The organism is Streptomyces sp. NPDC031474 (assembly GCF_055581185.1).
The window spans coordinates 612,299-636,288 of record NZ_JBVIJX010000001.1 but is presented as its reverse complement, the minus strand read 5'-3'; the positions used below and the strand labels follow the sequence as shown (position 1 = coordinate 636,288).

Genomic DNA, 23,990 nt, shown 5'->3' with positions numbered 1-23,990 from the left:
CGCCCGGTAACATGGTCGACACGGCAGACGAGCCGGGCGGACGGCCGCGTGGAGTCCCCTTAGGGGCTTCCCGAGGAACGTCCGGGCTCCACAGGGCAGGGTGATGGCTAACGGCCACCCGGGGTGACCCGCGGGACAGTGCCACAGAAAACAGACCGCCGAGGGCTTCGGCCCCCGGTAAGGGTGAAACGGTGGTGTAAGAGACCACCAGTGCCCAGGGCGACCTGGGCAGCTAGGTAAACCCCACCTGGAGCAAGGTCAAAAGGAGCGCGGTAACACGTGCTCTGCGCGGACGTTCGAGGGCTGCCCGCCCGAGTCCGCGGGTAGACCGCACGAGGCCGGCGGCAACGCCGACCCTAGATGGATGGCCGTCGCCGAGGACGTCGCGAGACCCCTCGGAACAGAACCCGGCGTACAGCCCGACTCGTCTGCCGCCACCTGCGGCTTTGCCCGGGAAAGGGCCTCTGGCCTGGGCGGTTTCTAGGGATCGCTTGCCTGGGAGATGATCCGCGGAGTGCCCACCGCTGCGCCGGTCCCTGTCAGCTACACCGTGTTCGGCGCCTGCGCGGCGCGCTCCAGTCCGAGGCCAGCCAACTGCTGACGAAGAAGGTCCGCCGGTCCCACCACCCGACGACCCTCAACGAGAACCGGTCCCTGGCGTGCGGTCGTACGGGCGTCACCCTGCGGTGGTGACGAGCTCGTTGAGTAGCTGCTCCAACAGGCTGTTGTCGCCGAGGAAACTCTTCACCGAGGCGTCCTCGTTGCGCTGGGGGTCTGTGCCCGACCAGTTCAGGTCGTATCCCGCGTCTGTGCTGAGCTGGGACAGGAACGCCCGCTGGGTGCGGCCGTTGCCCTCGCGGAACGGGTGGAGGACGTTCATGTCGCCATACAACGTGGCCAGTTGGATGACGAATTCCTGGCGGGGGAGAGCCCGAAGATGACCGGAGGAGGCGAGACGGCCGAAGACCTCTCCGGCGTAGGGCACCAGATTTCTCGCCGGGCAGAACGGCGTGCGCTTGGCGATGTTCACGGTGCGTAACTCGCCTGCCCACGGATAGATGTCGCCGAAGATCATGGCATGGAACGCCTGGAGATGGCCGAGGTCGTACGCGCCGGGTAGAGGGTGTTCGGCGAGCATGACGAGCCGCGCCCGGGTGATGTCCGCCTCCGCTGCCTCGAGCAGCTGATGGTCGGTGATGCCGAGCTTGTTGCGCAGCACACCGTTGGGCATGGCGTACGGATCGTTCACCCTGCCCGCCGCTCCGAAGTCTGGCGGTGGCGGGCGATCGCGCGGGCGACAAGGGTGTCCGCGTCGAGGTCGCCCTTCACATACGCCTCGGTGTCGCGGTCGGAGGCCTCGGAGGCGTGGAGCCCCTCGGCCTCAATGGAGCCGGTGGCCGAGGCGACGGCCGCACGTCGTGCCGCTCGGCCGCTCAGCGCCTCGAAGGCCTCGACGGACAGGAGGACGCCCTGGGGCTTGCGGTGGGCGCCGATCAAGACCGGGTCGGCATCCGCGCCGGACTCCGACAGGTCGGTCAGAATCCGCGACAGTCGCGCGCGCGCGTCGCTGACGGTCACGACCTCAGGAATCTCCATGCTGTCACCGTACCCATATAGAGGCTTGATTCTGTACAGATTCTAGTACGGATTCCGGTGAGTGTCCCGCCTCGGGCGGACGGTGCCCGCTGCCGCCACTGGCGACCACCAGTACGACTGTGAGTACCGCCAGGTACCCTCGGACACATCGTCAACGCGGCCCGACGGGCTTCCGTTCCACTCCGGTGGAGTTTCGAAGGACATGCCCCCACCCGCACGAGTCATTTCGTGCTGCCTGGGGGAAGTCCTTGCTGTTCCGCGCGTCCGCGAAAACGGTCGCCGTCATGGCACTCGACGGTTCGCTGTTCCTGCACCTCACCGACCAGTTCGTCCACATGCACGGCTATCGGCCCGGAGCCTCGGAGATGCGTTCCTGGGAGCGCAGCATCCCCGTCCTGGCCGCCGCGCTCAACGACGCGGGCCTGGGCGACGTCGAGGTCATGCTGGAGTACGCGCTACCGCTGAACAGCAAGCGTGCCGACGTCGTCCTCGCCGGAGTGCACCCGGTCACGCAGGAGCCGTCCTACGTCGTGGTGGAGTTGAAGCAGTGGAGCCAGGCGGCTCCGCACGAGGACGACCCCACCCTCTGCCATGTCGACGCCTACGCGCACCCCGTGCTCAATCCGGTTGAGCAGGTGCGGCGATATTGCGACTACCTGGTCAACTTCAACGGCGCGGTGGCCGAGCACGGCCAGCGGATCCAGGGAGTGGCCTTCCTGCACAACGCCACCGAGTTCGGGGTGGCGGGGCTGCGGGAGATCGAGCGCGACGGCCAGGGACGACTCTTCACGGGAGAACGCCGCGGTGCGTTCCTGGACCACCTCCGGTCGAAGCTGAGCGACAAGCACCCAGGTGCTCACGCCGCCGACGAACTGCTCGCGGGCGCCACCGTGCCGTCGAAGCAGCTGATGTCCGTGGCGGCCCAGGAAGTGCGGGAGCGACAGCAGTTCGTCCTCCTCGACGAGCAGCAGGTCGCCTACCGCATGGTGCTCAACGCGGTGGAGAGGTCGAAGCGCGCCGACCACAAGGAAGTCGTCATCGTCACCGGTGGCCCGGGTACCGGGAAGAGCGTGATCGCGCTCCAACTGCTCGGCGAGCTGTACCGGAGGGGTGTGGCCGCGGTCCACGCGACCGGCTCGCAGTCGTTCACCAAGACGATGCGCAAAGTGGCCGGTTCCCGGAAGCGGGAAGTCCAGGACCTCTTCAAGTACTTCAACAGCTTCATGAGCACCGAGAAGAACAGCCTGGGTGCCCTGATCTGTGACGAGGCGCATCGCATCCGGGAGACCTCCGCCAACCGCTACACCCGCGCGGCACTGCGGACCGGCAGGGCACAGATCGACGAACTCATCGACGTCGCCCACGTACCGGTCTTCTTCCTCGACGAGCACCAAGTGGTGCGTCCCGGTGAGATGGGCACCGTGGACGAAATCCGTGAGGCCGCGGCCAGACGGGGCATCGACTGTCATGTGGTCCCTCTGGACAGCCAGTTCCGCTGCGGAGGCAGCGACGCCTACCTGCGCTGGGTGGTCCGGCTTCTCGGCCTCGAGCCCGGCGGGCCGGTCGTGTGGGAGCCCGACGATCGCATGCAGTTGCTGGTCGCCGACAGCCCTGAGGAACTGGAGGCGTTCCTCGACGCCCGCCGAGCCGAGAAATACGGTGCCCGGATGTCCGCGGGCTACTGCTGGCGGTGGTCCCACGAGCCCAAGCCCGGCGATCCACTGCCTCCCGACGTCGTCATCGGGGGCTGGGCCCGGCCTTGGAACCTGCGCGGGGACCGGTCGGTCTCCGGCGCGCCTCCGTCCGCTCTGTGGGCCACCGACCCTGCGGGCTTCGGGCAGATCGGCTGCGTCTACACCGCCCAGGGGTTCGAGTACGACTGGTCCGGCGTCATCATCGGCCCGGACCTGGTCTGGCGGGGCGACCGCTGGATCACCGACCGCGCCGCGTCCAAGGACCCGGTGTTCAAGAAGTCCACACCGGACACCGACGTGGATCGTCTCATCCGCAACACGTACAAAGTGCTGCTGACGCGGGGCATGGTCGGCACGATCGTGTACTCGACCGATCCGGAGACCCGGGAGAAGCTACGGGAACTGGTGTCCGGCCGACCGGAGCCACGGCCTACCGCGATCGAGGAGCCCCTTCTGCGGCCGTGAGCGCGTGACATCCGGCCATGATGTCCATGCTTCCAGCCGACCGACGTGTCATATGCGTCGGGAGGGACGTCACTTCCCTAAGATCCCAGGCGTCATTGCGGCCCGACGGGCAGCGCGGGATCTGCTGAACCTGAACTCAAGACGTAGCCGGAAACGACTCGGTGTTGTGCCTGTACGCCGATACCGAGTCGGTCGGACCCGGGGCCGCCGGGTGCGTGTGCGGGCGACCTCCGGTCGGTACGCGCAGCTGCGCCCATACCGTCTTGCCGGGTGCGGCCGGGCGAGGGGTGACGCCCCAGTCGTCCGCGAGTGCGGCGACGAGGAGCAGGCCGCGGCCAGACTCGGATGCGGAGTCGGGGGCCGGGGGAGTGGGCGGCGGCTGTCGCTCGGCTCGGGTGTCGGTCACCTCGATGCGGAACATGTCCTCGACCAGGGTGAGTTGGAGATGGAAGTCCCGGCCGGAGATGTGGCCGTGGCGTACGGCGTTGGCGGTGAGCTCCGCCGTGATGAGGGTGAGCGTCTCGTTGACCGGGGCCGTGTAGGGGTGGCCCCAGTCGTTCAGGCGGTGCGAGACGAGTCGGCGGGCGAGGCGGGCACCGCGTGGCGTTGAAGTGAAGCGCATGGTGAACTCGCGTTCGGGTGCGAGGCGCTGTGGCATATGCCCGTTCGGGGGAGTTGCTGACTTCATGGGGTTAACGGTCGCGGACTCTGCGTAGCGTTGAACAGGAGCGATGCGCTGACGGGTACGGGCTGTACACGCGGGCGGTGCGCTTGTACGTGGTGTCGGGCGTGACCGGTTCCCGGGCCCCGAGTTGGCTGACTGGGCGGTTGTACGAGAGGAGCTGCGGCGTGGACGACGAGGTTCAGCAGCCGGAGTACGAGTTCGGGACGGGCATTCTGTGCGTGTTCGGGCGGCAGTTGAAGCTGTTTCGGGAGCGGGCGGGGATGGACCGCGCGCAGCTCGGGTCGCTGACCGGGTACTCGGCCTCGACGATCGCGTCGTTCGAGCAGGGGAGACGTGTTCCGCCGCCGAAGTTCATCGACCGGGCGGATGAAGTGCTGGAGGCGGCTGGGGTGTTGAGCGCGAGCAAAGAGGAGGTGGCTCGGGCTCAGTATCCGGCGTTCTTCCGGGATGCGGCCCGATTGGAGGCCAAGGCGGCAGCCCTGCATGTGTACGCGACGAAGGCAGTCCCAGGGCTGTTGCAGACGGAAGATTACGCGCGAGCAGTCTTCGCCATGTGGCGGCCACTGCTGGACGAGGAGACCATCAACCAGCGGGTCGTGGCTCGCCTGGCACGACAGGAGATCTTCTCCCGGACCCCGATGCCCACCATCAGCTTCGTCATCGAGGAGTTCGTTCTGCGGCGACCGCTCGGTGGACGGGCTGTGATGCAGGGTCAGTTGGAGCAGATTCTGCTGCACGGGCACCGGCGCAACGTGGAGATCCAGGTGATGCCGATCGAACGGGACGAGCACGCAGGCTTGGAAGGTCCCTTCACCTTGATCGAGACGCACGAAGGGCAGAGGATCGCCTACGTGGAGGCGTACAAGGACAGTCGTCTTTACACGGAGCGGAGGCAGGTACGGGAGATCGAGGAGCAGTACGGCATCCTTCGGGCCCAGGCGCTCACTCCGCGCGAGTCGCTGGCCCTCATCGAGAAGTTGCTTGGAGAGAGATGAACGCCCAACAGCTCATAAAGCCAGCACCTGAGTCGGCCTGGTTCAAGAGCAGTTACAGCACGGGCTCGGGCGGCGAATGCGTCGAGGTCGCCACCCGCCCCGCCAGGGTCCACGTCCGCGACTCGAAGGACACAACCCGCGCCGCGCTAACCGTAGAACCCACGGCGTGGGCCGCGTTCGTCCAGTTCGCGGCACTCTGACAGGTCCGTCTCTGCGTTGGGCCCGGATGGGTAGGCCGGCTTCATGCGTGGCGTGATCGGCGGGCGGCTCCGCGCGAAGTCCCGTCACTCGTGGGCACCCCGCTTCAACCTCGGGCGGGGTGCCGACGCTGCCGTAAAGCCCTCGTGCCCGTGAGCGCACGTATCGAGCCGTGATCATGTGGCGTACGTGCCGTAGGCGACCCGGGTGCCGGAGGCCGGGCACCCAACGCCCTTCAGTGGGCTCTCTGCGACGTGTACAACGAGGGCCGCTACAAGCACCACGCCCCCTTCATCGAGCGCCGTCGCGACGGCCTGTGTCTGCGCACGGCGGACTTCCTGAAGTCCATCGGCTTCGACGTCGACGAGGAACTGTGGGCGATCGACGGCACGGACTGCTCGCCGTGCGACAACAAGGTCCCCGACAGCCACTGAACGGCCCTACGCTGGCCTCTGTCCTCTGTCCTCTGTCCGTCAGAGGTCAGGGGCCAGCTCTTGCGAAGAGGAATCGCCTTGCCCGCACAACACGACATCGCCGCCGAGACAGAGCTGTGGGACACCTTCGCCGCTTCAGCCTTCAAGGACGACGCGGAGCCGAGCTTCTGCTGGACTCAGTACGCCGGTCACGGACCCGGCCCAGAGCTACTGGGTGACCCGCGCTCCGTGCTGGAGATCGGCTGCGGCACCGGTCGTGCTCTCGCCTGCCTCGCTCAGCGCGGCATCGACGCTCGGGGTGTTGACCTGTCTCCCGTGATGGTCAAGAAGACCACCATGAAGTGGGCCGGCACGGGCGCGGAGTTCGTGTGCTCCGAGGTGCTGGAGTACCTGAGCGAGCACGAGGAGGTGTATGACGCGGTCTACTCGATCTTCGGTGCCGCTTGGTTCACCGACCCGGGCCGTCTCTTCCCCCTGGTTCGCCGGCGGCTCAGGCCCGGCGGCGTCTTCGTGTTCTCGCAGCCGCCGGCCATCCCCGGCGCGTACGGGCCGCAGGGCATGTACAAGGGAGGCTTCGCGGGCAAGGCGATGTTCACATACCGCTACAGCTACCGTCCGGCCGTGTGGGAGCGCCTGCTCACCCGGGCCGGGTTCGCCACTGCTGACGCGCGGCTCCTCGACGCGCCTCACCCCGGGCACATCGGGACGCTCCTCGTTCGCGCGGTCGCTCCATGACGGACCCCGGTCAAACGCTCACGGACCCTGCGTAGTCGAACAGGAGCGAAGCACTGACGGGTGTGGGCTGTACGCGGGGCGGTGAGCCTGTACGCGGTGTTGGGCGTTACCGGGTCCCGAGCCGCGCGTTGGGCGAGCGGAGTCCGGTGGCTGTGATGGTCGTAACGGAGGTGCTTCAGCGTGGACGACGAGGTTGAGCGGGCGGGGTACGAAGCGGTGGCACTGCTCAGGCTGCTGGCCCGGTTCGCTCCGGAGCCATTGCCGCTGTTCCTGCTCAACCACGCCGACATCAACAACGTCCTTTCCCTAACCCGCACCGAGAGGACGGCGCGTGCCACAACGGAGAGCGGTGGCCTCAGTAGTGGTAGCGGGCCTTGAGGATCTTGACTTCCTTCTCGTCCACCCGGTAGACGAGCCGGTGCTCGTCGTCGATCCGGCGTGACCAGTAGCCGGAGAGGTCGCCCTTCAGAGGCTCCGGCTTGCCGATGCCTGTGAAGGGGGTGCGCTGGATCTCGGCGATCAGCCGGGTGATTCTGCGGGCCATGGCGCGGTCCGAGCTGAGCCAGAACAGGAAGTCCTCCCATCCGGCCGGGTCGAAGTGGACGCTCCTCACCCGTCACCTGCCAGCTCTTCCAGCTCAGCCATGGTCCTGGTGATCACTGTCTCGCCGGACCGGTCCCGTGCGACGGCTTCCATGAGGCTTCGCGCGTTGGCGGGGGAGCGCAGCAGGTAGACGGTCTCCTGCCAGGAGTCGTAGTCCTGGGCGGACATCAGCACCGCGTCGCCGTTCTTGGAGCTGATACGCACGGGGGTGTGGTCGTCGTTGACGCGCTTGATGAGCGGGAAGAGATCCTTGCGGGCCTCGCTGGCGCTTATGGTCATCTGCGGCACCCTCTCCTGGTGGTACTGGAAATCGGTACTGCAATGGTACGGCTTTCTGGTACCGGTTGCGGAGCGAGATGTCTTCAGCAGCCCCGATCTGATTCCGGTGGCCAGGGGGCGAGGGCGCCGGTTGATCGATCGTGCGAGGACGTCCATGGTGCGGCTCAGGACGTAGGTCGGCCTGTGACCACGGGTGTTCGGCGTCGCAGCACGGCAGTTCCGGGGGAGGGGAGGGGCAGAGCGCCGTCTGCGCGAGTTGCCCGTGCACGCTGTGTGGTTGACAGCGGATTTCCCACATGCTTACCGCAGTCTTCCCGCGGGACGGTCCGGACCGTCGTCGGTCCGGACCGTCCCACCCGTAAGCGTCAGAGCCGTCAGGACGTGGGGGTGCTGTCCTGTGTCGGCTTGTTCCTGCCTGTCAGTCGTTCGCGGACCAGCGCGAAGGCCACCACGCCGGCGGCCGCCACGGTGGACAGGACCACCTGGTCGCGGCCGCCGCCGTCTGCGGTGTCGGTCAGCATGTAGCCCAGGACGAAGGTGATGAGGGCGATGGTCGCCCAGGTCAGGTAGGGGTAGAGCCACATCCTCACGACCAGCTTCTCCGGCGACTCCCGCTGGATGATCTTGCGCATCCGCAGCTGGGAGAAGCAGATCACCAGCCAGACGAACAGGGCGATCGCGCCGGAGGCGTTGAGCAGGAACTGGAAGAGGGTGTCCGGCCACAGGTAGTTGAAGGCGACGGCGACGAAGCCGAAGACCACCGAGGCGAGGATGGCCGTGCGGGGGACGCCGCGGTTCGTGGTCTGGCCGAAGGCGACCGGGGCGTCGCCGCGCCGGCCGAGGGAGAAGGCCATGCGCGAGGCGGTGAACAGGCCGGAGTTGAGACAGGACAGCACCGAGGTCAGCACGATGACGTTCATGATCTGCGCGGCGTGCGGGATGCCGATGGAGCTCAGGGCGGCGACGTACGAGCCGTCCTTGAGGATCGCGGGGTCGTCCCAGCGCAGCAGGGAGACCACGACCAGGATCGAGCCCAGGTAGAACACCGCGATCCGCCAGATCACGCTGTTGGTGGCCTTGGTGACGGCAGCCCGCGGGTCGGCGGTCTCGCCCGCCGCCAGGGTGACGATCTCGCTGCCCATGAAGGAGAAGACGACCATCAGGACGCCGGTGAGGATCGCGCCGGGCCCGTTCGGCAGGAAGCCGCCGTGCGCGGTGAGGTTGGAGAAGCCGCTCGCCGGGTGGTCGGAGCCGGGCAGCAGCCCGAAGAGCGCGAGGCCGCCGATCACGATGAACGCGGCGATGGCGACGACCTTGATGCCGGCGAACCAGAACTCGAACTCGCCGTAGGAGCTGACCGAGGCAAGGTTGGTGGCGGTGAGGACGGTCATGACGATCAGGGCCCAGCCCCACTGGGGGACGGCCGGGATCCAGCCCGCGAGGATCTTGGCGCCGGCGGTCGCCTCGACGGCGAGCACCACGACCCAGAAGAACCAGTACAGCCAGCCGATGGTGAAGCCGGCCCAGCGGCCGAGCGCGCGGTCCGCGTAGGCGGAGAACGAACCGGAGGTGGGGTTGGCCGCGGCCATCTCGCCGAGCATGCGCATCACGAGGACGACGAGGACGCCGACGAGCGCGTACGAGACGAGGATGCCGGGGCCGGCGGCGGCGATGCCGGAGCCGGAGCCGACGAACAGGCCGGCGCCGATGACACCGCCGATCGCGATCATCGACAGGTGGCGGTTCTTGAGTCCGGCCTGAAGGCCGCCGGACTCGGTGGGAGCGGATTTGGGGAGGGTTGTGGTCATCTCGACATCCATGGAGGGAGGGCGGACCAGGGGTGCCTGGAAATTAGTTCAGTACGATCGAAAAGAACAAGACTTGTTTAACTGTTCACCTTGCTCTATTTTTCAGGCACCCGTCAGCACCCGGTTAAGGTGGCGCCGTGGTGAATGCAGCGGGCAAGTTCGGCCCCTACAGCGGCTGGGACACCCGCGTCCTGGCCGGTCGGGGCCCCACGGGAGCGGAGCTCGTCCGGTCCCGGATCGCCCTGCGGGTGCGTCTGAGGTCCGTGTCGCCGGGAGACCGGCTGCCGGACGCGGGCGTCCTCGCCGAGGAACTCGGGATCAGTGAGATCACCGTGCGCCGCGCGCTGGAGGCCATGTGTCAGGACGGCCTGCTCGACCGCCGCCGGGGCCGGGCCGGCGGGACCTTCGTCGCGGCGGACTGGGACACGGTCGTCGCCGTGATGCACGACGCCGACGAGGCGGCCGCACTGGACGCCTTCCATCTGCTGCTCGAGTGCGGGCTCGTGGCGCACACCGCGGGCGAGGTCCCGGACGGCCGGCTGGAGGGGCTGCGGGCGCTGGTCGAGGAGATGGACCTGGCCGACGACCCGGCACGACTGCTCGAACTGGAGACCCGCTTCCACCTCGACCTCGCGGAGACGCTCGGCGGCGCCGGAATCCGCGAGTTCGCCGCCGACCTGCTCGGCCGGCAGTGCCTGCTGCGGCCCGCCCCGGACCCCGCGGTCGTACACGCCCGCAACCGCTGCCACGCCGACCTGCTCGACGAACTCACCCGTGGCGCCATGGACCCGGCGGTACGAGCGGTGAAGGCCCACCGGTACGCCGGCCCGAGCTGACCCGCTCTGAGAAGGAGTTGTCGCCATGCCTGACCCCCGACCTGTCGGACCGTCGTCGACGTCGGGCCCCGCCGGCGGCACGCCACAGCGGCTGCGTGGCGGCGTCCTCGGCATGGCGGACATCGCCGCCGCCACGATGGCCAACGTCGGCCCGGCCATGAGCTTCTTCTTCGGCTTCGCCTTCCTGGCCACCACCGCGGGCGTCGCGTCCCCGCTGACCATCGTGGCGGCGGGGGTGGCGGTCGCGCTGTTCGGCAACACGCTGGCCGAGTTCTCCCGGGCGCACCCCTCGGCGGGCAGCTTCACCACCTTCGTGGGCAAGACCTTCGGGCCGGTCAGCGCGGTGACGACAGCCCTGCTCGCCGGACTCGGCTACATCATCGCGATGGCCTCCGTCATCGCGATCTCCGGCGGGTTCATGCAGATCACCCTGCACCACTACACCGGCGTCGACCTGCCGTGGATCATCTGGACGCTACTGCTGACCGGGCTGTCGGTGGTGCTGATGCTGCGCGGGATCGTGGTGTCCACCAAGTGGGCCGGCTACTTCTTCGGCGTGGAGATGCTCGTACTGGTCGTGGTCTCGGTCGCGGCGATCGTCGAGCACCGGGGCGACCTCTCCGCGGCGCCGTTCCTGCCCTCCCACCTCACCCACGGCGTCAAGGGTCTCGCGGCGGGCTTCCCGCTGGCGGTGTACCTGTTCATCGGCTGGGAGAACTCGGCGGCACTGGCCGAGGAGACCGAGAACCCGCGGCGCAACGTCGGCCGCGCCGTCTTCTCCTCCGTCGCGATCATGACGGTGAGCTACATCCTCTTCTCCTACGCCACCGTGACCGGCTTCGGCTACGACGTCCAGCGGCTCGGCGACTCCCGGATCCCCTTCATCGACGTCGCCCAGCACACCCTCGGGGCGCTGGCGCTGCTCGCCTACGTCGGCGGCCTGACCTCCACCCTCGGCGTGCTGATCGCGGGCATCAACTCCCAGGCGAGGCTGGTGTTCAACGCCGGACGCGAGGGCCTGCTCCCGTCCTTCTTCGGGTACGTCCACCCCACCCGCCGTACGCCGAACAACGCGATCGTCACCTTCGCGGCCACCGCGCTGCTGATCATCGCGGGCTGGGGGCTGGGGCATGTGCTCGGAAGCGGCGGTCAGATGAACCCGGTGGTCTTCTTCGCCGAGTCCTCGAGCCTGGGCGCCATCCTGATCCTGCTGGTCTACCTCGCGTCCAACATCGCGCTGCCGCTGTACTACCGCAGATACCGACCACAGGAGTTCAAGACCGTACGGCACCTGGTGCTGCCCGCGGTCGGCGCCCTCGCCGTTCTGATCCCCCTCTACTACCTCGCCAAGCCCGGACAGCCCGCCCCGTACAGCTGGTTTCCGTACGCGGCACTGGCCACCCTCCTCGCCGCCGTCTGCTACGCGACCCTCCTGGTCCGCCGCGACCCGGGCCTGGCCGAACGCGTCGGCTCGGTCGTCGCCGACGCGGAGTGAACACGGCGGCCGGTCGGCGGCCGGATGGGGGCTGGACGGCGGCCTCGCTCCGGCGGAGGGCCGTCCGGGGTCCTGCGGCCGCGCCCTGACGCTGGTCCTGCCCGGACCGGAGCACATGCAGGCTCGGCAGGTTGACGCCACGGCTTCCTGCGTGCGATCACGACGACGGCCTCGTCGTCCGGATCGTGGCGCACCGAGCGTGCTCGGGGCCCCTGACGACGGACCTCGCCCTTCACGAGACGGCAGCCTCCTGATACTGCCCGAGGTAACGGAACCTGCCGTCGGCGACCTGGTAGACGAACATCGCGTCGTCGTTGAAGCCGTGGCTCTGCCGGTACTTGACGGTGCGGGTGATTCCGGTGTGCGCGACCTCGCGGAGTCTGCGGGCGATCGCGCCCCGTTCTCGCACCGCCGTGCCGTTCTTCGTGCAGACCTTGGCCAGGAACATCACGGCGTCGTAGGCCTCCGCCGCGTACCAGCCGGGGGCGGCGCCGAACCGGGCCCGGTAGGCGGCGGTGAAGGCGCGGGCGGAGGGGCGGACCGTGGGGTCGACGAAGGAGGTGACCAAGACCCATCCCGTCGCGGCGGGGCCGGCGGCGGCGAGGAACGCGGGACCGAAGGCCCGCTCCGTCGCCATACGGGTTCCGGTGAATCCGGCTGCCTTCAGGGCGGCTGCCAGTCCGGCGGTCCGCGCCGCGTCGCCCGTGCACACGACCGCGTCCGCGCCCGCGGACATCACCGCGGCGGCCAGCGACGCGTAGTCGATCTTTCCGGCGGCGACGCTGGTCAGCGTGGCGTCCCGGTTGGCCTGCCGCAGTGCGCGCTGGGTCTGGTCGCACAGGGTCCAGGCGACGTCGCCCTGCGCCCGGTCGTCCACCAGGAACGCCTTGCGCGCGTCGACGTGGTTGCTGAGGTAGCGGACGCAGGGCGCGGCGAGGAGGGACTCCGTGACATGCAGCGCCGCATGGGAGCGGAACTGGTTGTAGCCGAACGACCTGCCCTCGAGATCGACGTCCACCGAGACGGACACCACCGGCATCGTCGCCTTGGTGTACGCGGCCTCGGCGCTGAGGAAACACGCGTCGGTGGTGGGCCCCAGCACCGCGAGGACGTCGGCGTCCGTTGTCAGCCGCTCGGCCAGGGTTTTGGCCCGGGCCGGGTCGCCGCCGTCGTCGTACGGGAGCAGCTTCAGGCGGAAGGGGTGGCCGCTCTCGGCGTTGACCTGCTCGACTGCCAGCCGGGCGCCGTTGAGCTGGGCGTTGCCGCTCTCCTTCCGGGCCCCGGTCAGATCACCCTGGAACGCCACGACGAGTTCGGGACGTGGGCTCGTTTCGGACGGAGGCGTCGTCGCCGTCCCGGGGCGGGTGCTCCACCACCAGGCCCCGCCGCCACCGGCCGCCAGGACCCCGGCCGTGGAGCCGAGTCGCAGGAAGCTGCGGCGGCGGACGCCGGGCACGGCAGGCGGGACAGCCGTGACGGCCGTCAGCGTCGCTGCGTCCGGCGACACCGGGTTCGCCGGTGCGGACACCTGGGTCGGCTCGATGGCGCCGAGGGTGAGCACGGCGGCGGACCGGTCGTTGATCAGCCGGGTGACCGGCTCGGGCAGCAGCCAGCCCGACTGCTCGGCCGGGTCTGCTTCCGGCCTCTCCGGTCCCTCCGCCCCGTCCCCTCTCTCCGCCCCGTCCCCTCTCTCCCCTCTCTCCGCTCTCTCCGCTTGTTCCCCGAGCGTCTCGCGGAGTCTCGCGAGGCTCGGGCGGTCGGGCGGATCCTTGTGCAGGCAGGCTCTCAGCAGGGGCGCCAGGCCGTCCGGGAGCGCCGTCGGATCCGGTTCCTCGTAGATGGTGCGCAGCAGCATGCCGGCCGCCCCACCGCCGCCGAACGGCCGTACCCCGGTCGCGGCGAACGCCAGCACGCACCCCAGCGAGAACACATCGCTGGGCGGGCCGATCTCCCCGCCCCGAGCCCGCGCCTGCTCGGGCGAGAGGAAGCCCGGCGAGCCGACGATCACGCCGCTGGAGGTGAGCGCCGTGGCGTCCGGCGCGCGGGCGATGCCGAAGTCGATGAGCCGCGGCCCGTCCGGGGCCAGCAGGACGTTCCCCGGCTTCACGTCGCGGTGCACGAGACCGGCCCCGTGCACCGCGTCGAGCGCCTCCGCGAGCCGCAGGCCCAGCACCCGCACGGACGCGAGCGACAGCGGACCGAAGGCGTCCACCGTCTCGGCGAGCGAGGGCCCCGGTACGTACGAGGTCGCCAGCCACGGAGTCTCCGCGTCGGCGTCCGCGTCCAGCAGCGGCACCACCCAGTGGCTCTCCACCTGCCGGGCGGCCTCGATCTCCCGGCGGAAACGGGCCCGGAAACCGCTCTCGTCGGCGTACGAGGACCGGACCGTCTTCACCGCGGCGATCGCTCCGCCCGGCGCACGGGCCAGGAAGACCACGCCCATGCCGCCGGCGCCCAGCCGCCGCAGCAGACGGTAGCGGCCGATCCGGGACGGGTCGCCGGTCCGCAGGGGTTCCATCAGACGGTGAGCGGCGCGGGGCCGCCGTACACGAAGTCGCCCTGCTCCACCCGCCAGAGGAAGCCACCGGTGCCGTCGATGACCATCAGGCCGGTGGCCTGGAAGGCGAACGGCTTGGTGATGCCCTCGTACTTCCCCGCCCGCACGGCCGCGAGCAGTTTCTCCCGGGTACGGTCCTTCGACGGCAGCCCCGCCAGGGCCTTCAGCAGCATCCCGGTCACGTCGTACGCCTCCGCCGCGTAACGAGGCGGCGCCTCCTGGAAGCGCTCACGGTAGGCGGCGGCGAACTTCCGCGCCTCGGGCTTCTGGGCCGCGTCGATGACCGGAGCCACCATCGCCCAGCCCTCGGCCGCCTCCTGAGCGTCCGTCAGAAACGCCCCGTCCAGCAACGCCGGGCCGGACACGCGCGCTCCCTGGAAGGCGCGCTTGTGCAACGTCTGGGCGATCAACGCCCCCCGGTCGGGCAGACCGGCGAAGAACACCGAGTCGGCGCCGGCGGAGAGCATCGCGTCCACCGCGTTGCCGAAGTCGCGGCGCATCGCGCTGACCACTTCCGGCACCAACGGCTGCTGCACGCCGTTGAGTGCGTTGCTGAGGGAACTGGCCAGTTCCGAACCGTAGTTGCCGGCCGGGCGGTCGAGGACGATGCCGACCTTGCGCGAACGCGCCGTCCCGCGCAGGTAGTTGCTGACATAGACGGGAAGCACCGAGTCGGGCAGCCGCCCGAGCAGGAACGAGCGGAACCCCTGGAGAACGAGGTTGATCCCGCCGGGGGACACGGCGACGACCGGCAGCAGCCCGGCGTCGTACTTCGCGAGCGCCGTCTGCGCCGTGGCGTCGGTGGTCGGGCCGACCACCGCGAGGACCGCCGGATCGTCCGCGAGTTCCGTGGCGAGCCGGGCCGAGGTCGCCGGATCGCCCGCGTCGTCGACGGCCCTCACCTTCACGGTGAACGGGGCGTCGGCGCGCGCGTTGAACTCCGCTACGGCCAGCCGCAGTCCGCGCTCCTGGGCCCTGCCCGTGTCCCGCTGCGGGCCGCTGAGGTCACCGTGCAACGCGACGGTGTGCACCGGGCGCCGCGAGGACGCGTTGGCGGCAGGGCCGGCGTCTCCCGGGTCGTCGTCCTGGGCGACCGCCCACCAGGTCCCGCCCGCGCCCGCCGTCAGCGCCACGGCGCCACCGGCGAGCAGGAGGAATCGGCGCCGGCCGGCCGGGCGGGCGTCGCGCGGCTCCGGCGACTCGGACGTCTCGCGCGTGTCGGGTTCCGCCGGCCCGGAATCGGGCGGCGCGTCGGACGGCGCCAGCGTGTGCTCGATGTCCGGCAGCGCGAGCGCGGCGGACGACCGCTCGGCGATCAGCCGGGTGACCGGCTCGGGCAGCCACTCGGACGCCTCCGCGTCCTGCGCGGCGCCGTCGACCGCCAACTCCCGCACCAGTTCCTCGGCACTTGGCCGCCGGTCCGGATCCTTCTCCAGGCAGCGGCCCAGGACCTCCAGCAGCCCCGCCGGCACTCCGTCGAGGTCCGCCGGATCGTGCACGGCCCGGTACAGCAGGGCGTCGACCGCTCCGCTGCCGAACGGCGCCCGGCCGGTCGCCGCGAACGCCAGGACACACCCGAGGGAGAACACGTCGCTCGCCGGCCCGATGCCGCCGTCTGCACCGCGCCCCTCGGCCTGCTCGGGCGACAGATAGCCGGGCGTACCGACCACCATCCCGGTCGCCGTGAGTGCCGTGTCCTCCGGGGCCCGGGCGATGCCGAAGTCGATGAGCCGCGGCCCGTCGTGGGCGATCAGCACGTTGCCCGGTTTCAGATCCCGGTGGACCAGCCCGGCCCGGTGCACCTCGCTCAGCGCCTCGGCCAGCCGGGCGCCGAGCAGCCGTAGCCCGCGCTCCGTCAGGGGACCGTACGCGGACACCGCCTCGCCCAGGGACGGGCCGGGTACGAACGCGGTGGCCAGCCACGGTGCCTCGGCGTCCGCGTCGGCGTCCACCAGCGGCACCGCCCAGGGGCTGTCGACCTGCCGGGCGACCTCGACCTCACGGCGGAACCGCTCCTTGAAGCCCGGCTCCTCGGCGTACTCGGCGAGCAGCACCTTCAGCGCCACCAGGGCGCCGCCCGGCGTGCGCGCCAGGTACACCACGCCCATGCCTCCGGCGCCGAGCCGCCCGAGCAGGCGATGGTCCGCGATACGCGCGGGATCGGACGAACGCAGCGGCTCCATCAGTTCTCCACTCCGAGCACGGACTTCACGCTGCCGAGCATCGTGGTGAGGGCGAGTGACGCTTGCCGGGTCAGCTCGTCGTCCGAGTAACCCCTGGCGCCCTTCACCGACGTGGTCACGACCACCGTGCCGATCCTGGCGACCGTCCAGCGGTATGTCTGCTTGCTGTTTCCGGTGAGGTATTTGCCGATCTCGACGACCTCGTCGTCGGCGTAGTTGTTGCCGCCCTGGCCGTAGGGATTGCCGACCGACATGAGTTCGGAGATCCGCTCATCGGTACGGACCTGTTGTTCCCGGCAGCGCAACGGCTCCTCCAGCGTGGTGGACAGCTGGTCGTCGGCGTCGAGCACCGTGGCGTGCACGGTGACCGCCGCGGTCACCTTGATCTCGCCCTTGCCGCCGACGGCGGGAATCTCGCTGTAGCGGGACAGGGAGGCCAGGACACCCCGGGGGAGCGCCCGCCGTTCCCATCGGCACTGCTCGTCGAGCACGGCGACGGTACCGGGCGTGCTCGCGGCCGGCTGCTGGGCCCGGAAGCCCGCGCCCCACGCCTCCGGCTTCAGCGCGACCGCCGCTGCCAGCGCCTCGGCCTGCCGCTTCGTCCTGGGCACCTGGGCGGGGTCGGCGTGGAACGGCGTAAGCGACGACGCGTCACCACCCGTAGAGGGGGCGGCCGACGGAGAGCCGGACGCGGTCGGAGCCGCGGACCGAGGCGATGCCGAAGGGCTCGGGCCGGCCGCTTTGTCGTCGCCCCCGGAACCGCAGCCGCCCAGCATCACGGCTGCCCCGGCCACCGACGCGGCGACCCGCCACGGCCAAGCCGCCCTGCGTCTACCCGCGTTGTCGTGCATCCCCGCCCCCTCCGCTTACGTTCCCCCGCTCGCGTGCGGTGATCGTACAGAGGTATGTGAGAAGTAGGCGGGCAGTTCGGTGAACAGGCGGACAGAGCAGGGGGAAAGGTGAGCAAGGGGAAAGGCGAACAGAGTACGGACGGAGTCAGCGCGCGTCGGTCCCGCCCTGGCCGGCACGGCCCGACGACCGCTCCGCCACCCGGGCAAGATGCCCCGCGAACACCGCCTCCGCCTCCGGCGTGAGCGTCCGCAGCGCCACCAGTGCCGTGATGACGACGTCGCACAGTTCGGCCTGGACGTCCTCCCAGGTGTGGGTGGTGCCCTTGCGGGGGTTCTGGCCGGTTGCGCCGATGACCGCCTGGGCCACCTCGCCGACCTCCTCCGACAGCTTCAGGATGCGCAGCAGCAGGCCCTCTTGGCCGTCGTGCGCACGGTGGGCCTCCAGCCAGGTCCACAGGGCGTCGATGGTGGGCCAGAGGTCGGGCGGGGGGACGGGGGTGGCAGGGGAGGTCGGGGTGGCAGGGGAGGTGGGGGTGGGCTGCTGGTTCTCGATGCTCATGGGGCGCAGCCTGTCAGCTCACCCCGGCGGGCGGTGGTTACTCCTCGAACAGGGCCTCCTGCTCGCCCTGTTCGCGCCGCCGCAGCCGTTGGCTGCGCAGGCCGATGATCACTGCCGTGGCCGCCGCCGTCGCGCCCAGGGCGGCCGGGACCATCCAGCCGCGGTCGACCAGGTGGCCGAGGGCGTGGTCGAGGGAGAGGCGGCCGGGGCCCGCGACGGCGAGGCCCGCGGCGGCCAGGCCCAGCGAGGCCGCGTGCTCGTAGCCGCCGCTCGCCGCGAAGAAGCCGTTGGGGGCGTGCACCGCGGACGCGCCCGCCATCGCGCCGGCCGCCGCCGCGCCCGCCGCAGGGGTGGCCAGGCCCAGGGCGAGGAGCGTGCCGCCGCCCGCCTCCGCCAGGCCCGCCGCCGTCGCACTCGCCTTGCCCGGCTCGTAGCCGACCGACTCCATGAACTGGCCGGTGCCTTCCAGACCGTGGCCGCCGAACCAGCCGAACAGTTTCTGTGTGCCGTGGGCCGCCAGCACTCCGCCGGTGCCCAGCCGGAGCAGCAGCAGTCCCAGATCACGACGGTCGTAACAGGTCATGGTGACTCCCTGAGGCAAAGGCGCGGGCGACAAAGTCATGGGCAGCGGTCGACAGTGGGCAACGAAAGAAACAGTCCCCTCCGCGTTTCCACCGTCGCACCCTTCACACCCGTCCGGCCCGTCCTGGACGCCGTTCGAGTGGCGGCGGTCGGGTGGCGGCGGTTGGGTGGCGGCGGTTGGGTGGCGGCGGGCGGACGGCGGTGTGAGTGTGGCTGGCATGACGATTCAGACCGCCAAACTCAGCGACCCGGCCGTCCGCGCCTTCGTCAGCGCCGTCAACGCCCATGACGAGGAGGCCTTCCGCAGCCTTCTCACTCCCGGCGCGACCATGTCGGACGACGGCTCCGACCGTGATCTCGTCCAGTGGATCGACCGGGAGATCTTCTCCTCGCACGGCCACATGGACGTCACGAAGGAGATGGCCGGCGGCCGGGCGCTGATCGCCGACTACCGCAACGACACCTGGGGCGAGATGCGCACCAGGTGGAGCTTCACCGTCGAGGACGACGGGCGGATCTCCCGCTTCGAGACCGGGCAGGCGTAGCCGCCGCCCGAGCCGCTCACTGCCCGAGCCGCTCACTGCCCGAGCCGCTCACTGCCCGAGCCGCTCGCCGCCCGTCATCGGGAGCGGGCTGCTGCCTGTTCCGTCAGGGTGATCCGGCCTGCCTCGATGGTTGCCAGGCGTGGGGCGCGGCGCGCGATCGACGAGTCGTGGGTGACCATGATGAACGTCAGCCCGTACGCGTGCCACAGGCCCTCCAGCAGGCCCATGATGTCGTCGCGGGTGCCCTCGTCGAGGTTGCCGGTGGGCTCGTCGGCGAGGAGCACCTTCGGCTTCTTGACCAGCGCGCGGGCGATCGCCACACGCTGCTGCTGGCCGCCGGACAGCTCCGCGGGGGCATGGCTGAGGCGCTCGCCGAGGCCCACCGAGCGCAGGGCCTCCGCCGCCTGCTCGCGCCGCTGCGCGGGCTTCACGCCGAGCGGGACGAGCGCCGTCTCGACGTTCTCCTGCGCGGTCAGTGTCGGGATGAGGTTGAACGACTGGAAGATGATGCCGATCTTTTCGGCGCGCAGCCGGGTCAGCTTCGCCTCGCTGATGCGCGCGAGGTCGACGCCGTCCAGTTCGACGCTGCCCTCGGTGGGGCGGTCCAGGCCGCCGATCATCTGCAGCAGGGTCGACTTGCCGCCGCCTGTGGGGCCCTGGATGACGAGGTGGTCGCCGTCGGCGAGCGTGAGGTCGACGCCGCGCAGCGCCTCGACCGTCTCCTTGCCGCGTGTGTAGCGCTTGGTGACGCCGGTGAGCTTGTACATGGGTGCTCCGGTTCCTCCGGTTGGCGTGACGTGGGTGAGGGCGGGTCAGGAGACGCTGCGCAGGGCGTCCGCCGGGCGCATCCGGGAGGCGCGCCAGCCGCCCATCGCGCCGGCGATCAGACCGCCGGCGACCGCCAGGCCCACCGCGAGCGCGATCGTGGAGACGGAGACCGGGGCGGACAGGGCGATCTCCATCGTGTTCGACGCCGACCGGCCGCCGGGGCCGCTGCCGGGCCCGCCGCCCATGCCGCCACCGCCACCGCCACCGGTGTTGCCCAGTTCCGCCGTCAGCTTCGGGCTGATCGCGGTCACCGCGTACGCGGCCGCCAGGCCCAGGCCGATGCCGAGGGCGCCGCCGAGCAGGCCGTGGACCATGGACTCGCCGACGACCTGCCGGGTCACCCGGCGGCTCGGCCAGCCGAGCGCCTTCAGCGTGCCGAACTCCCGCACCCGGCGGGACACGGCCGAGGAGGTGAGCAGCGCGGCCACCAGGAACGCGGCGACGAGCACCGCGATCGACAGCCACTTGCCGACGCTGGTCGCCAGGTCGGAGGCGGTGGACAGGGAGCCGGAGACCGTCTCGGCGAGGTCGGCGGAGGTGGTGACCGTCGTACCGGAGATGTTCTTCTGGATCGTCGCCTTGACGGTGTCGATCTGCTGGGAGTCGGTCGCCTTGACGTAGATCGTGGTGACCTGGCCGGCCGCGTCGGCGAGGGTCTGCGCCTGCTTCAGCGGCAGGTAGACGTCCGTGGCGGAGTCGCTGCTGTCGGGCGTCGCGATGCCGATGACCTTGTACTTCGTGCCGGAGACAGTCAGGGTCGAGCCGACCTTGTAGGCGTTCTCCTTGGCGTACGACTTGCTGACGACCGCGACCTCGGCGTTGCTCTGCGCCGAGGTGAACGTCACGCCCGAGGTGATCTTCGAGCTCGCGAGCGGGCCCAGGTCCTGGTCGGTGACGTCGACGCCGGCCACGGAGTACGAGTTGACGTCGAAGGAGGCGCCGCCGCCCTCCACCTGGGGCGCCGCGGTCGATCCACCGCCGCTTCCGCCGGGACCGCCCCCCTGGCCGCTGCTTCCAGTGTTCCCGCTGTTCCCGTTGTTTCCGGTGGTCGAGGTCTGCGCCTTGCCCTGGGTGAAGGAACCGTCGACCTTGGTGACGTTCAGGGTGAGGGCGCCGACCGCTGTCGCCACTCCCTGCTGCTTCGCGACCTGCGCGACGAGGGAGGACTTCAGGGCCTGACCTCCCTGAGTCATCACCCGGTCCGAGCTCTGCGTCGTCGAGTCGTCGTCCTGGCCCTTCGCGTCGAACTCGAATCTCGGGCCACCGGAACCGGTGGCCGTGGGCGCCGTGCGGGCCTTGGTGACGGTCATGTCGGTGCCGAGGCCGTACAGCGACTGCAGGACCTTGTCCTGAGCCTGTGTCATGCCGGCCGACACCGAGTTGACGGTGATGACCAGCGCGATTCCGAGCGCCAGACCCAGTGCGATCACCAGGGCCGCCTTCTTGCGCCGACCCAGTTCGCGCTTGAGATAGATGCCAAACATCCCGTTCCTCAGAGGTACTTGGCGCCCGCTGTGGGCGCGGCCTCAACGTAGGGAGGAACCTTTGAGCGGGACTGAGTAAAAGGTGTGCAAGGACTGAGAATGCGGGGCGCCGGATCAGAATTCCTCGAGACAGCTGATTCCTAGGCTGTGGAGGGGGTTTTCCCAGGTGGCAGGGGTTGAGTGGCGATTTCCGGTTTTACATAATTCCCTTGTACGGTCCCGCAGTGCACGCATTCTCGCGCTCGTCCCCGAGTCTGTCCCGGCGTTCTCTGCTGGCGTTCGCGGCCGCCGCGCCGCTGGGCGCGCCGTCGGCCTCGCCGACGGGCCGTCCGCCGCTCGCCGACGGCGTCCAGGTCGACGGGGGCAGCGCCCTGCCCAGGAAGCTGACCGCTCGGGCCTGGCTGCTCGCCGACCACGACAGCGGCGAGGTGCTCGCCTCCTACCGCGCGCATCTGCGGCTCGCGCCCGCCTCCACGCTGAAGATGCTGTTCGCGGACACCCTGCTCGGCCGGTTCGAGCCCACCGAGCGGTACACGGTGACCGACGCGGACCTGGCCGGCATCCCGTCCGGGTCCAGCCTTGTCGGCGTCGAGGCCGGGGTCACGTACACCGTCGAGGAGTTGTGGCAGGGCGTGTTCCTGCGCTCGGGGAACGACGCCGTGCAGGTGCTGGCGCGGATGAACGGCGGGGTCGCGAAGACGGTCGCCGAGATGCAGGCGAAAGCGGCCGACCTCCAGGCGCTGGACACCCATGTCGTCAGCCCCGACGGCTACGACCACGAGGGCCAGCTGTCCTCCGCCCACGACCTCGCCCTGTTCGCCCGGCACGGGCTGAAGAACGCCGACTTCCGCGCCTACTGCGGCACGCGGAGCGTCCGCTTCCCGGCCGGCGGCGGCAAGACGGTTCCCCTGGAGAACACTGACCGGCTGCTGTCGGGCACGAACGGGGTGGCGCCGTATCCGGGGATGATCGGCGTCAAGAACGGTTACACAAGTAACGCCGGTAACACGTTCGCCGGCGCCGCGACCCGCGCCGGGCGCACCCTCGTCGTCACCGTGCTGCATCCCGGCGGCGGCCACAACGCCGTCTACGAGGAGACGGCGGCGCTGCTCGACTGGGGCTTCGCGCAAGGGAGTTCGGCACGCGCGGTGGGGACGCTGCCCGAGGCGTTGAGCGAGGGCGGGACGCGGGTGTCGTCCCCCGGCGAGGCCCCGCATGCCGGGGCGCGGGCCTCCAGGGCGGACGGCGGATCGGGCGGCCCGGGTGGCTGGGGCGTGCTCGGCGGGGCCGGGGGAGTGGTGGCGCTGGCGGCGGGCGGGGCGTACGCGCTGCGCAGGCGCCGCACCCGTGAGACGCCGGCCGCCGGGACCGCGGCCGAGACCTCGCCCGAGAACTCGGCCGAGGCGTCGGCAGAGGTTTCCGAGAAGAAGTGATGGTGCAGCAGCCGTCCCACGGCCCCGTGCGTACCTCGCGGTCCCAGCGAGGTCCACCCCCACGCGGGGCCATGGGACGGCTGCCCTTCCCCCCTCGGTATGGCTTACGGCCCCCTCGGTATGGCTTACGGTCGCTCCTTGCGGAACTTTCGTGCACCAAGTGTGAAGTTCTTGTGCAGGAGAGTTGAGCATATCTCCGTAACCGGCCGCAATGGGGCGGACAATCAAATTCCGCTTGTGAGCCGTCAGCCCCGGCCCACATACGGCATCGCCGTCGCCAGTACGGTCGCGAACTGCACGTTCGCCTCCAGTGGCAGCTCCGCCATGTGCCGCACCGTGCGAGCCACGTCGCGGACGTCCATCACCGGTTCCGGTGCGACCTCGCCGTTGGCCTGCAACGCGCCCGTCTGCATCCGCGCCGTCATGTCGGTCGCGGCGTTGCCGATGTCGATCTGGCCGACCGCGATGCCGTACGCCCGCCCGTCCAGGGAGAGGGACTTCGTCAGGCCGGTGAGGGCGTGCTTGGTGGCCGTGTAGGGCGCCGAGTGCGGGCGGGGCGTGTGCGCGGAGACGGAACCGTTGTTGATGATGCGCCCTCCTCGCGGCTCCTGCTCCTTCATCTGCCGGTACGCGCCCTGCGCGCACAGGAACGCCCCGTTGAGGTTGGTGTCGACGACGTGCCGCCAGGCATCGTGGGGAAGGTCCTCGAAGGGCACACCGCCCGGCCCGAACGTGCCCGCGTTGTTGAACAGCAGGTCCAGGCGCCCGAACCGGTCGCGCACGGCGGCGAAGAGGGCCGTCACCTCGTCAGGGCGTGAGACGTCCGTCCGTACGACGAGACTCGTGCCCTCGGGTGCCAGCGCGGCCGTCGCCTCCAGGGTCTCGGTGCGCCGGCCCGCCAGCGCCACCGACCAGCCCGCGCGCAGCAGTTCCACGGCGACCGCGCGCCCGATGCCGGAACCGGCGCCCGTGACGACCGCGGTCTTCCCCTCGAGAGCTGCTCGCTCAGCAGTTTCCTTGGCGTTCATGGGGCCGCAGCGTACGACAGCCCGCGCCCGGGCCCTGGGATCCGGCATGCGGAACCCGCACGTCCGCCATCCGACTGTTGTGTACGCGCCAACCCGATGACTCCCGTGGGTCGTCGC

Annotated in this window: 23 protein-coding genes, 1 other RNA gene and 1 pseudogene; 11 read left to right on the top strand and 14 right to left on the bottom strand. The window is 70.2% G+C overall.

The features are described from left to right. Positions 1-28: 28 nt before the first annotated feature. An RNA gene (gene rnpB / locus ACZ5SK_RS02925) (RNase P RNA component class A) lies at positions 29-431 on the top strand. A gap of 245 nt (positions 432-676) precedes the next feature. Here rnpB and ACZ5SK_RS02920 read toward each other — a convergent pair. Together ACZ5SK_RS02920 and ACZ5SK_RS02915 are read right to left on the bottom strand one after the other, a co-directional pair. Next, positions 677-1,249 carry a Fic/DOC family protein gene (locus tag ACZ5SK_RS02920; RefSeq protein WP_457493670.1) on the bottom strand — a complete coding sequence of 191 codons (573 nt, stop codon included), beginning with the start codon at positions 1,247-1,249 and terminating at the stop codon, positions 677-679. Then, positions 1,246-1,596 (bottom strand): antitoxin VbhA family protein, encoded by a 351-nt coding sequence (locus ACZ5SK_RS02915; RefSeq protein ID WP_334580671.1) that lies wholly within the window; start codon positions 1,594-1,596, stop codon positions 1,246-1,248. The genes ACZ5SK_RS02920 and ACZ5SK_RS02915 overlap by 4 nt, the downstream gene beginning before the upstream one ends. A gap of 248 nt (positions 1,597-1,844) precedes the next feature. Between ACZ5SK_RS02915 and ACZ5SK_RS02910 the strand changes: the two genes are divergently transcribed. Next, on the top strand, positions 1,845-3,755 hold the full coding sequence (locus ACZ5SK_RS02910) for a DUF2075 domain-containing protein (RefSeq protein ID WP_334580672.1): 1,911 nt from the start codon (positions 1,845-1,847) through the stop codon (positions 3,753-3,755). A gap of 136 nt (positions 3,756-3,891) precedes the next feature. Here the strand turns inward: ACZ5SK_RS02910 and ACZ5SK_RS02905 are convergent, their stop codons facing one another. Beyond that, positions 3,892-4,413: an ATP-binding protein gene (locus tag ACZ5SK_RS02905; protein ID WP_443041353.1), complete on the bottom strand. Its 522-nt coding sequence runs from the start codon at positions 4,411-4,413 to the stop codon at positions 3,892-3,894. A 191-nt stretch (positions 4,414-4,604) separates the two neighbouring features. Here ACZ5SK_RS02905 and ACZ5SK_RS02900 point away from each other — a divergent pair, with 191 nt between their 5' ends. The 5 genes and pseudogenes from ACZ5SK_RS02900 to ACZ5SK_RS02880 all read left to right on the top strand — a co-directional run bounded on the left by ACZ5SK_RS02900 (position 4,605) and on the right by ACZ5SK_RS02880 (position 7,180). Then, the gene (locus tag ACZ5SK_RS02900) at positions 4,605-5,435 is read left to right on the top strand and encodes a helix-turn-helix domain-containing protein (protein WP_334580674.1); all 831 of its coding nucleotides are present in this window, start codon (positions 4,605-4,607) and stop codon (positions 5,433-5,435) included. After that, complete coding sequence (locus ACZ5SK_RS02895) at positions 5,432-5,635, top strand: DUF397 domain-containing protein (RefSeq protein ID WP_334580675.1); 204 nt, start codon at positions 5,432-5,434, stop codon at positions 5,633-5,635. The genes ACZ5SK_RS02900 and ACZ5SK_RS02895 overlap by 4 nt, the downstream gene beginning before the upstream one ends. Before the next feature lie 237 nt (positions 5,636-5,872). Further along, positions 5,873-6,067, top strand: a pseudogene (locus ACZ5SK_RS02890) (hypothetical protein); the annotation flags it as partial. Between the two features lie 78 nt (positions 6,068-6,145). Beyond that, positions 6,146-6,802 carry a class I SAM-dependent methyltransferase gene (locus ACZ5SK_RS02885; protein ID WP_334580676.1) on the top strand — a complete coding sequence of 219 codons (657 nt, stop codon included), beginning with the start codon at positions 6,146-6,148 and terminating at the stop codon, positions 6,800-6,802. A gap of 180 nt (positions 6,803-6,982) precedes the next feature. After that, complete coding sequence (locus ACZ5SK_RS02880) at positions 6,983-7,180, top strand: hypothetical protein (protein ID WP_334580677.1); 198 nt, start codon at positions 6,983-6,985, stop codon at positions 7,178-7,180. Here ACZ5SK_RS02880 and ACZ5SK_RS02875 read toward each other — a convergent pair. The 3 genes from ACZ5SK_RS02875 to ACZ5SK_RS02865 form a co-directional block, all read right to left on the bottom strand. Continuing rightward, entirely contained in the window at positions 7,158-7,415 is a 258-nt protein-coding gene (locus ACZ5SK_RS02875; RefSeq protein ID WP_093774786.1) for a Txe/YoeB family addiction module toxin, read from the bottom strand. The two genes, ACZ5SK_RS02880 and ACZ5SK_RS02875, sit on opposite strands and share 23 nt — an antisense overlap. Then, positions 7,412-7,684, bottom strand: a complete 273-nt coding sequence (locus ACZ5SK_RS02870; protein WP_334580678.1) for a type II toxin-antitoxin system Phd/YefM family antitoxin — start codon at positions 7,682-7,684, stop codon at positions 7,412-7,414. Before ACZ5SK_RS02870 ends, ACZ5SK_RS02875 begins: the two co-directional genes overlap by 4 nt. A 374-nt stretch (positions 7,685-8,058) precedes the next feature. After that, entirely contained in the window at positions 8,059-9,492 is a 1,434-nt protein-coding gene (locus ACZ5SK_RS02865; RefSeq protein WP_468575171.1) for an amino acid permease, read from the bottom strand. 137 nt (positions 9,493-9,629) lie between these two features. On the opposite strand from ACZ5SK_RS02865, the gene ACZ5SK_RS02860 reads away from it, so the two are divergent. Further along, positions 9,630-10,328 (top strand): FadR/GntR family transcriptional regulator, encoded by a 699-nt coding sequence (locus ACZ5SK_RS02860; RefSeq protein WP_443041298.1) that lies wholly within the window; start codon positions 9,630-9,632, stop codon positions 10,326-10,328. 25 nt (positions 10,329-10,353) lie between these two features. Next, entirely contained in the window at positions 10,354-11,823 is a 1,470-nt protein-coding gene (locus ACZ5SK_RS02855; RefSeq protein ID WP_468575170.1) for an APC family permease, read from the top strand. A 232-nt stretch (positions 11,824-12,055) separates the two neighbouring features. On the opposite strand, the gene ACZ5SK_RS02850 is transcribed toward ACZ5SK_RS02855, so the two are convergent. The 5 genes from ACZ5SK_RS02850 to ACZ5SK_RS02830 all read right to left on the bottom strand — a co-directional run bounded on the left by ACZ5SK_RS02850 (position 12,056) and on the right by ACZ5SK_RS02830 (position 18,556). Then, the gene (locus ACZ5SK_RS02850) at positions 12,056-14,341 is read right to left on the bottom strand and encodes a bifunctional serine/threonine-protein kinase/ABC transporter substrate-binding protein (RefSeq protein ID WP_468575169.1); all 2,286 of its coding nucleotides are present in this window, start codon (positions 14,339-14,341) and stop codon (positions 12,056-12,058) included. Then, positions 14,341-16,563 (bottom strand): bifunctional serine/threonine-protein kinase/ABC transporter substrate-binding protein, encoded by a 2,223-nt coding sequence (locus ACZ5SK_RS02845; protein WP_468575167.1) that lies wholly within the window; start codon positions 16,561-16,563, stop codon positions 14,341-14,343. Before ACZ5SK_RS02845 ends, ACZ5SK_RS02850 begins: the two co-directional genes overlap by 1 nt. After that, on the bottom strand, positions 16,563-17,174 hold the full coding sequence (locus tag ACZ5SK_RS02840; RefSeq protein ID WP_334580683.1) for a hypothetical protein: 612 nt from the start codon (positions 17,172-17,174) through the stop codon (positions 16,563-16,565). Before ACZ5SK_RS02840 ends, ACZ5SK_RS02845 begins: the two co-directional genes overlap by 1 nt. A gap of 385 nt (positions 17,175-17,559) precedes the next feature. Further along, positions 17,560-17,973 (bottom strand): MazG-like family protein, encoded by a 414-nt coding sequence (locus ACZ5SK_RS02835; RefSeq protein ID WP_468575166.1) that lies wholly within the window; start codon positions 17,971-17,973, stop codon positions 17,560-17,562. A 37-nt stretch (positions 17,974-18,010) separates the two neighbouring features. Further along, on the bottom strand, positions 18,011-18,556 hold the full coding sequence (locus ACZ5SK_RS02830) for a DoxX family membrane protein (RefSeq protein ID WP_319677331.1): 546 nt from the start codon (positions 18,554-18,556) through the stop codon (positions 18,011-18,013). Between the two features lie 217 nt (positions 18,557-18,773). Here ACZ5SK_RS02830 and ACZ5SK_RS02825 point away from each other — a divergent pair, with 217 nt between their 5' ends. After that, on the top strand, positions 18,774-19,100 hold the full coding sequence (locus ACZ5SK_RS02825) for a nuclear transport factor 2 family protein (protein WP_319677330.1): 327 nt from the start codon (positions 18,774-18,776) through the stop codon (positions 19,098-19,100). A gap of 74 nt (positions 19,101-19,174) precedes the next feature. Here the strand turns inward: ACZ5SK_RS02825 and ACZ5SK_RS02820 are convergent, their stop codons facing one another. Both ACZ5SK_RS02820 and ACZ5SK_RS02815 read right to left on the bottom strand, forming a co-directional pair. Next, positions 19,175-19,867: an ABC transporter ATP-binding protein gene (locus tag ACZ5SK_RS02820; protein ID WP_334580685.1), complete on the bottom strand. Its 693-nt coding sequence runs from the start codon at positions 19,865-19,867 to the stop codon at positions 19,175-19,177. A 45-nt stretch (positions 19,868-19,912) separates the two neighbouring features. Continuing rightward, on the bottom strand, positions 19,913-21,412 hold the full coding sequence (locus ACZ5SK_RS02815; RefSeq protein WP_457493663.1) for an ABC transporter permease: 1,500 nt from the start codon (positions 21,410-21,412) through the stop codon (positions 19,913-19,915). Positions 21,413-21,636: 224 nt separating this feature from the next. On the opposite strand from ACZ5SK_RS02815, the gene ACZ5SK_RS02810 reads away from it, so the two are divergent. Then, positions 21,637-22,845: a D-alanyl-D-alanine carboxypeptidase family protein gene (locus ACZ5SK_RS02810; RefSeq protein WP_468575163.1), complete on the top strand. Its 1,209-nt coding sequence runs from the start codon at positions 21,637-21,639 to the stop codon at positions 22,843-22,845. Between the two features lie 245 nt (positions 22,846-23,090). Here the strand turns inward: ACZ5SK_RS02810 and ACZ5SK_RS02805 are convergent, their stop codons facing one another. Beyond that, positions 23,091-23,873, bottom strand: a complete 783-nt coding sequence (locus ACZ5SK_RS02805) for an SDR family oxidoreductase (protein WP_361699859.1) — start codon at positions 23,871-23,873, stop codon at positions 23,091-23,093. Positions 23,874-23,990 lie beyond the last annotated feature (117 nt).

Coding starts and splice junctions, on each gene's coding strand:
- ACZ5SK_RS02855 (WP_468575170.1), top strand. CDS start 10,354: ATGCCTGACCCCCGACCTGTCGGACCGTCGTCGACGTCGGGCCCCGCC.
- ACZ5SK_RS02865 (WP_468575171.1), bottom strand. CDS start 9,492: ATGACCACAACCCTCCCCAAATCCGCTCCCACCGAGTCCGGCGGCCTT.
- ACZ5SK_RS02870 (WP_334580678.1), bottom strand. CDS start 7,684: ATGACCATAAGCGCCAGCGAGGCCCGCAAGGATCTCTTCCCGCTCATC.
- ACZ5SK_RS02815 (WP_457493663.1), bottom strand. CDS start 21,412: ATGTTTGGCATCTATCTCAAGCGCGAACTGGGTCGGCGCAAGAAGGCG.
- ACZ5SK_RS02845 (WP_468575167.1), bottom strand. CDS start 16,563: ATGGAGCCGCTGCGTTCGTCCGATCCCGCGCGTATCGCGGACCATCGC.
- ACZ5SK_RS02895 (WP_334580675.1), top strand. CDS start 5,432: ATGAACGCCCAACAGCTCATAAAGCCAGCACCTGAGTCGGCCTGGTTC.
- ACZ5SK_RS02850 (WP_468575169.1), bottom strand. CDS start 14,341: ATGGAACCCCTGCGGACCGGCGACCCGTCCCGGATCGGCCGCTACCGT.
- ACZ5SK_RS02825 (WP_319677330.1), top strand. CDS start 18,774: ATGACGATTCAGACCGCCAAACTCAGCGACCCGGCCGTCCGCGCCTTC.
- ACZ5SK_RS02805 (WP_361699859.1), bottom strand. CDS start 23,873: ATGAACGCCAAGGAAACTGCTGAGCGAGCAGCTCTCGAGGGGAAGACC.
- ACZ5SK_RS02835 (WP_468575166.1), bottom strand. CDS start 17,973: ATGAGCATCGAGAACCAGCAGCCCACCCCCACCTCCCCTGCCACCCCG.
- ACZ5SK_RS02905 (WP_443041353.1), bottom strand. CDS start 4,413: ATGCCACAGCGCCTCGCACCCGAACGCGAGTTCACCATGCGCTTCACT.
- ACZ5SK_RS02830 (WP_319677331.1), bottom strand. CDS start 18,556: ATGACCTGTTACGACCGTCGTGATCTGGGACTGCTGCTGCTCCGGCTG.
- ACZ5SK_RS02915 (WP_334580671.1), bottom strand. CDS start 1,596: ATGGAGATTCCTGAGGTCGTGACCGTCAGCGACGCGCGCGCGCGACTG.
- ACZ5SK_RS02820 (WP_334580685.1), bottom strand. CDS start 19,867: ATGTACAAGCTCACCGGCGTCACCAAGCGCTACACACGCGGCAAGGAG.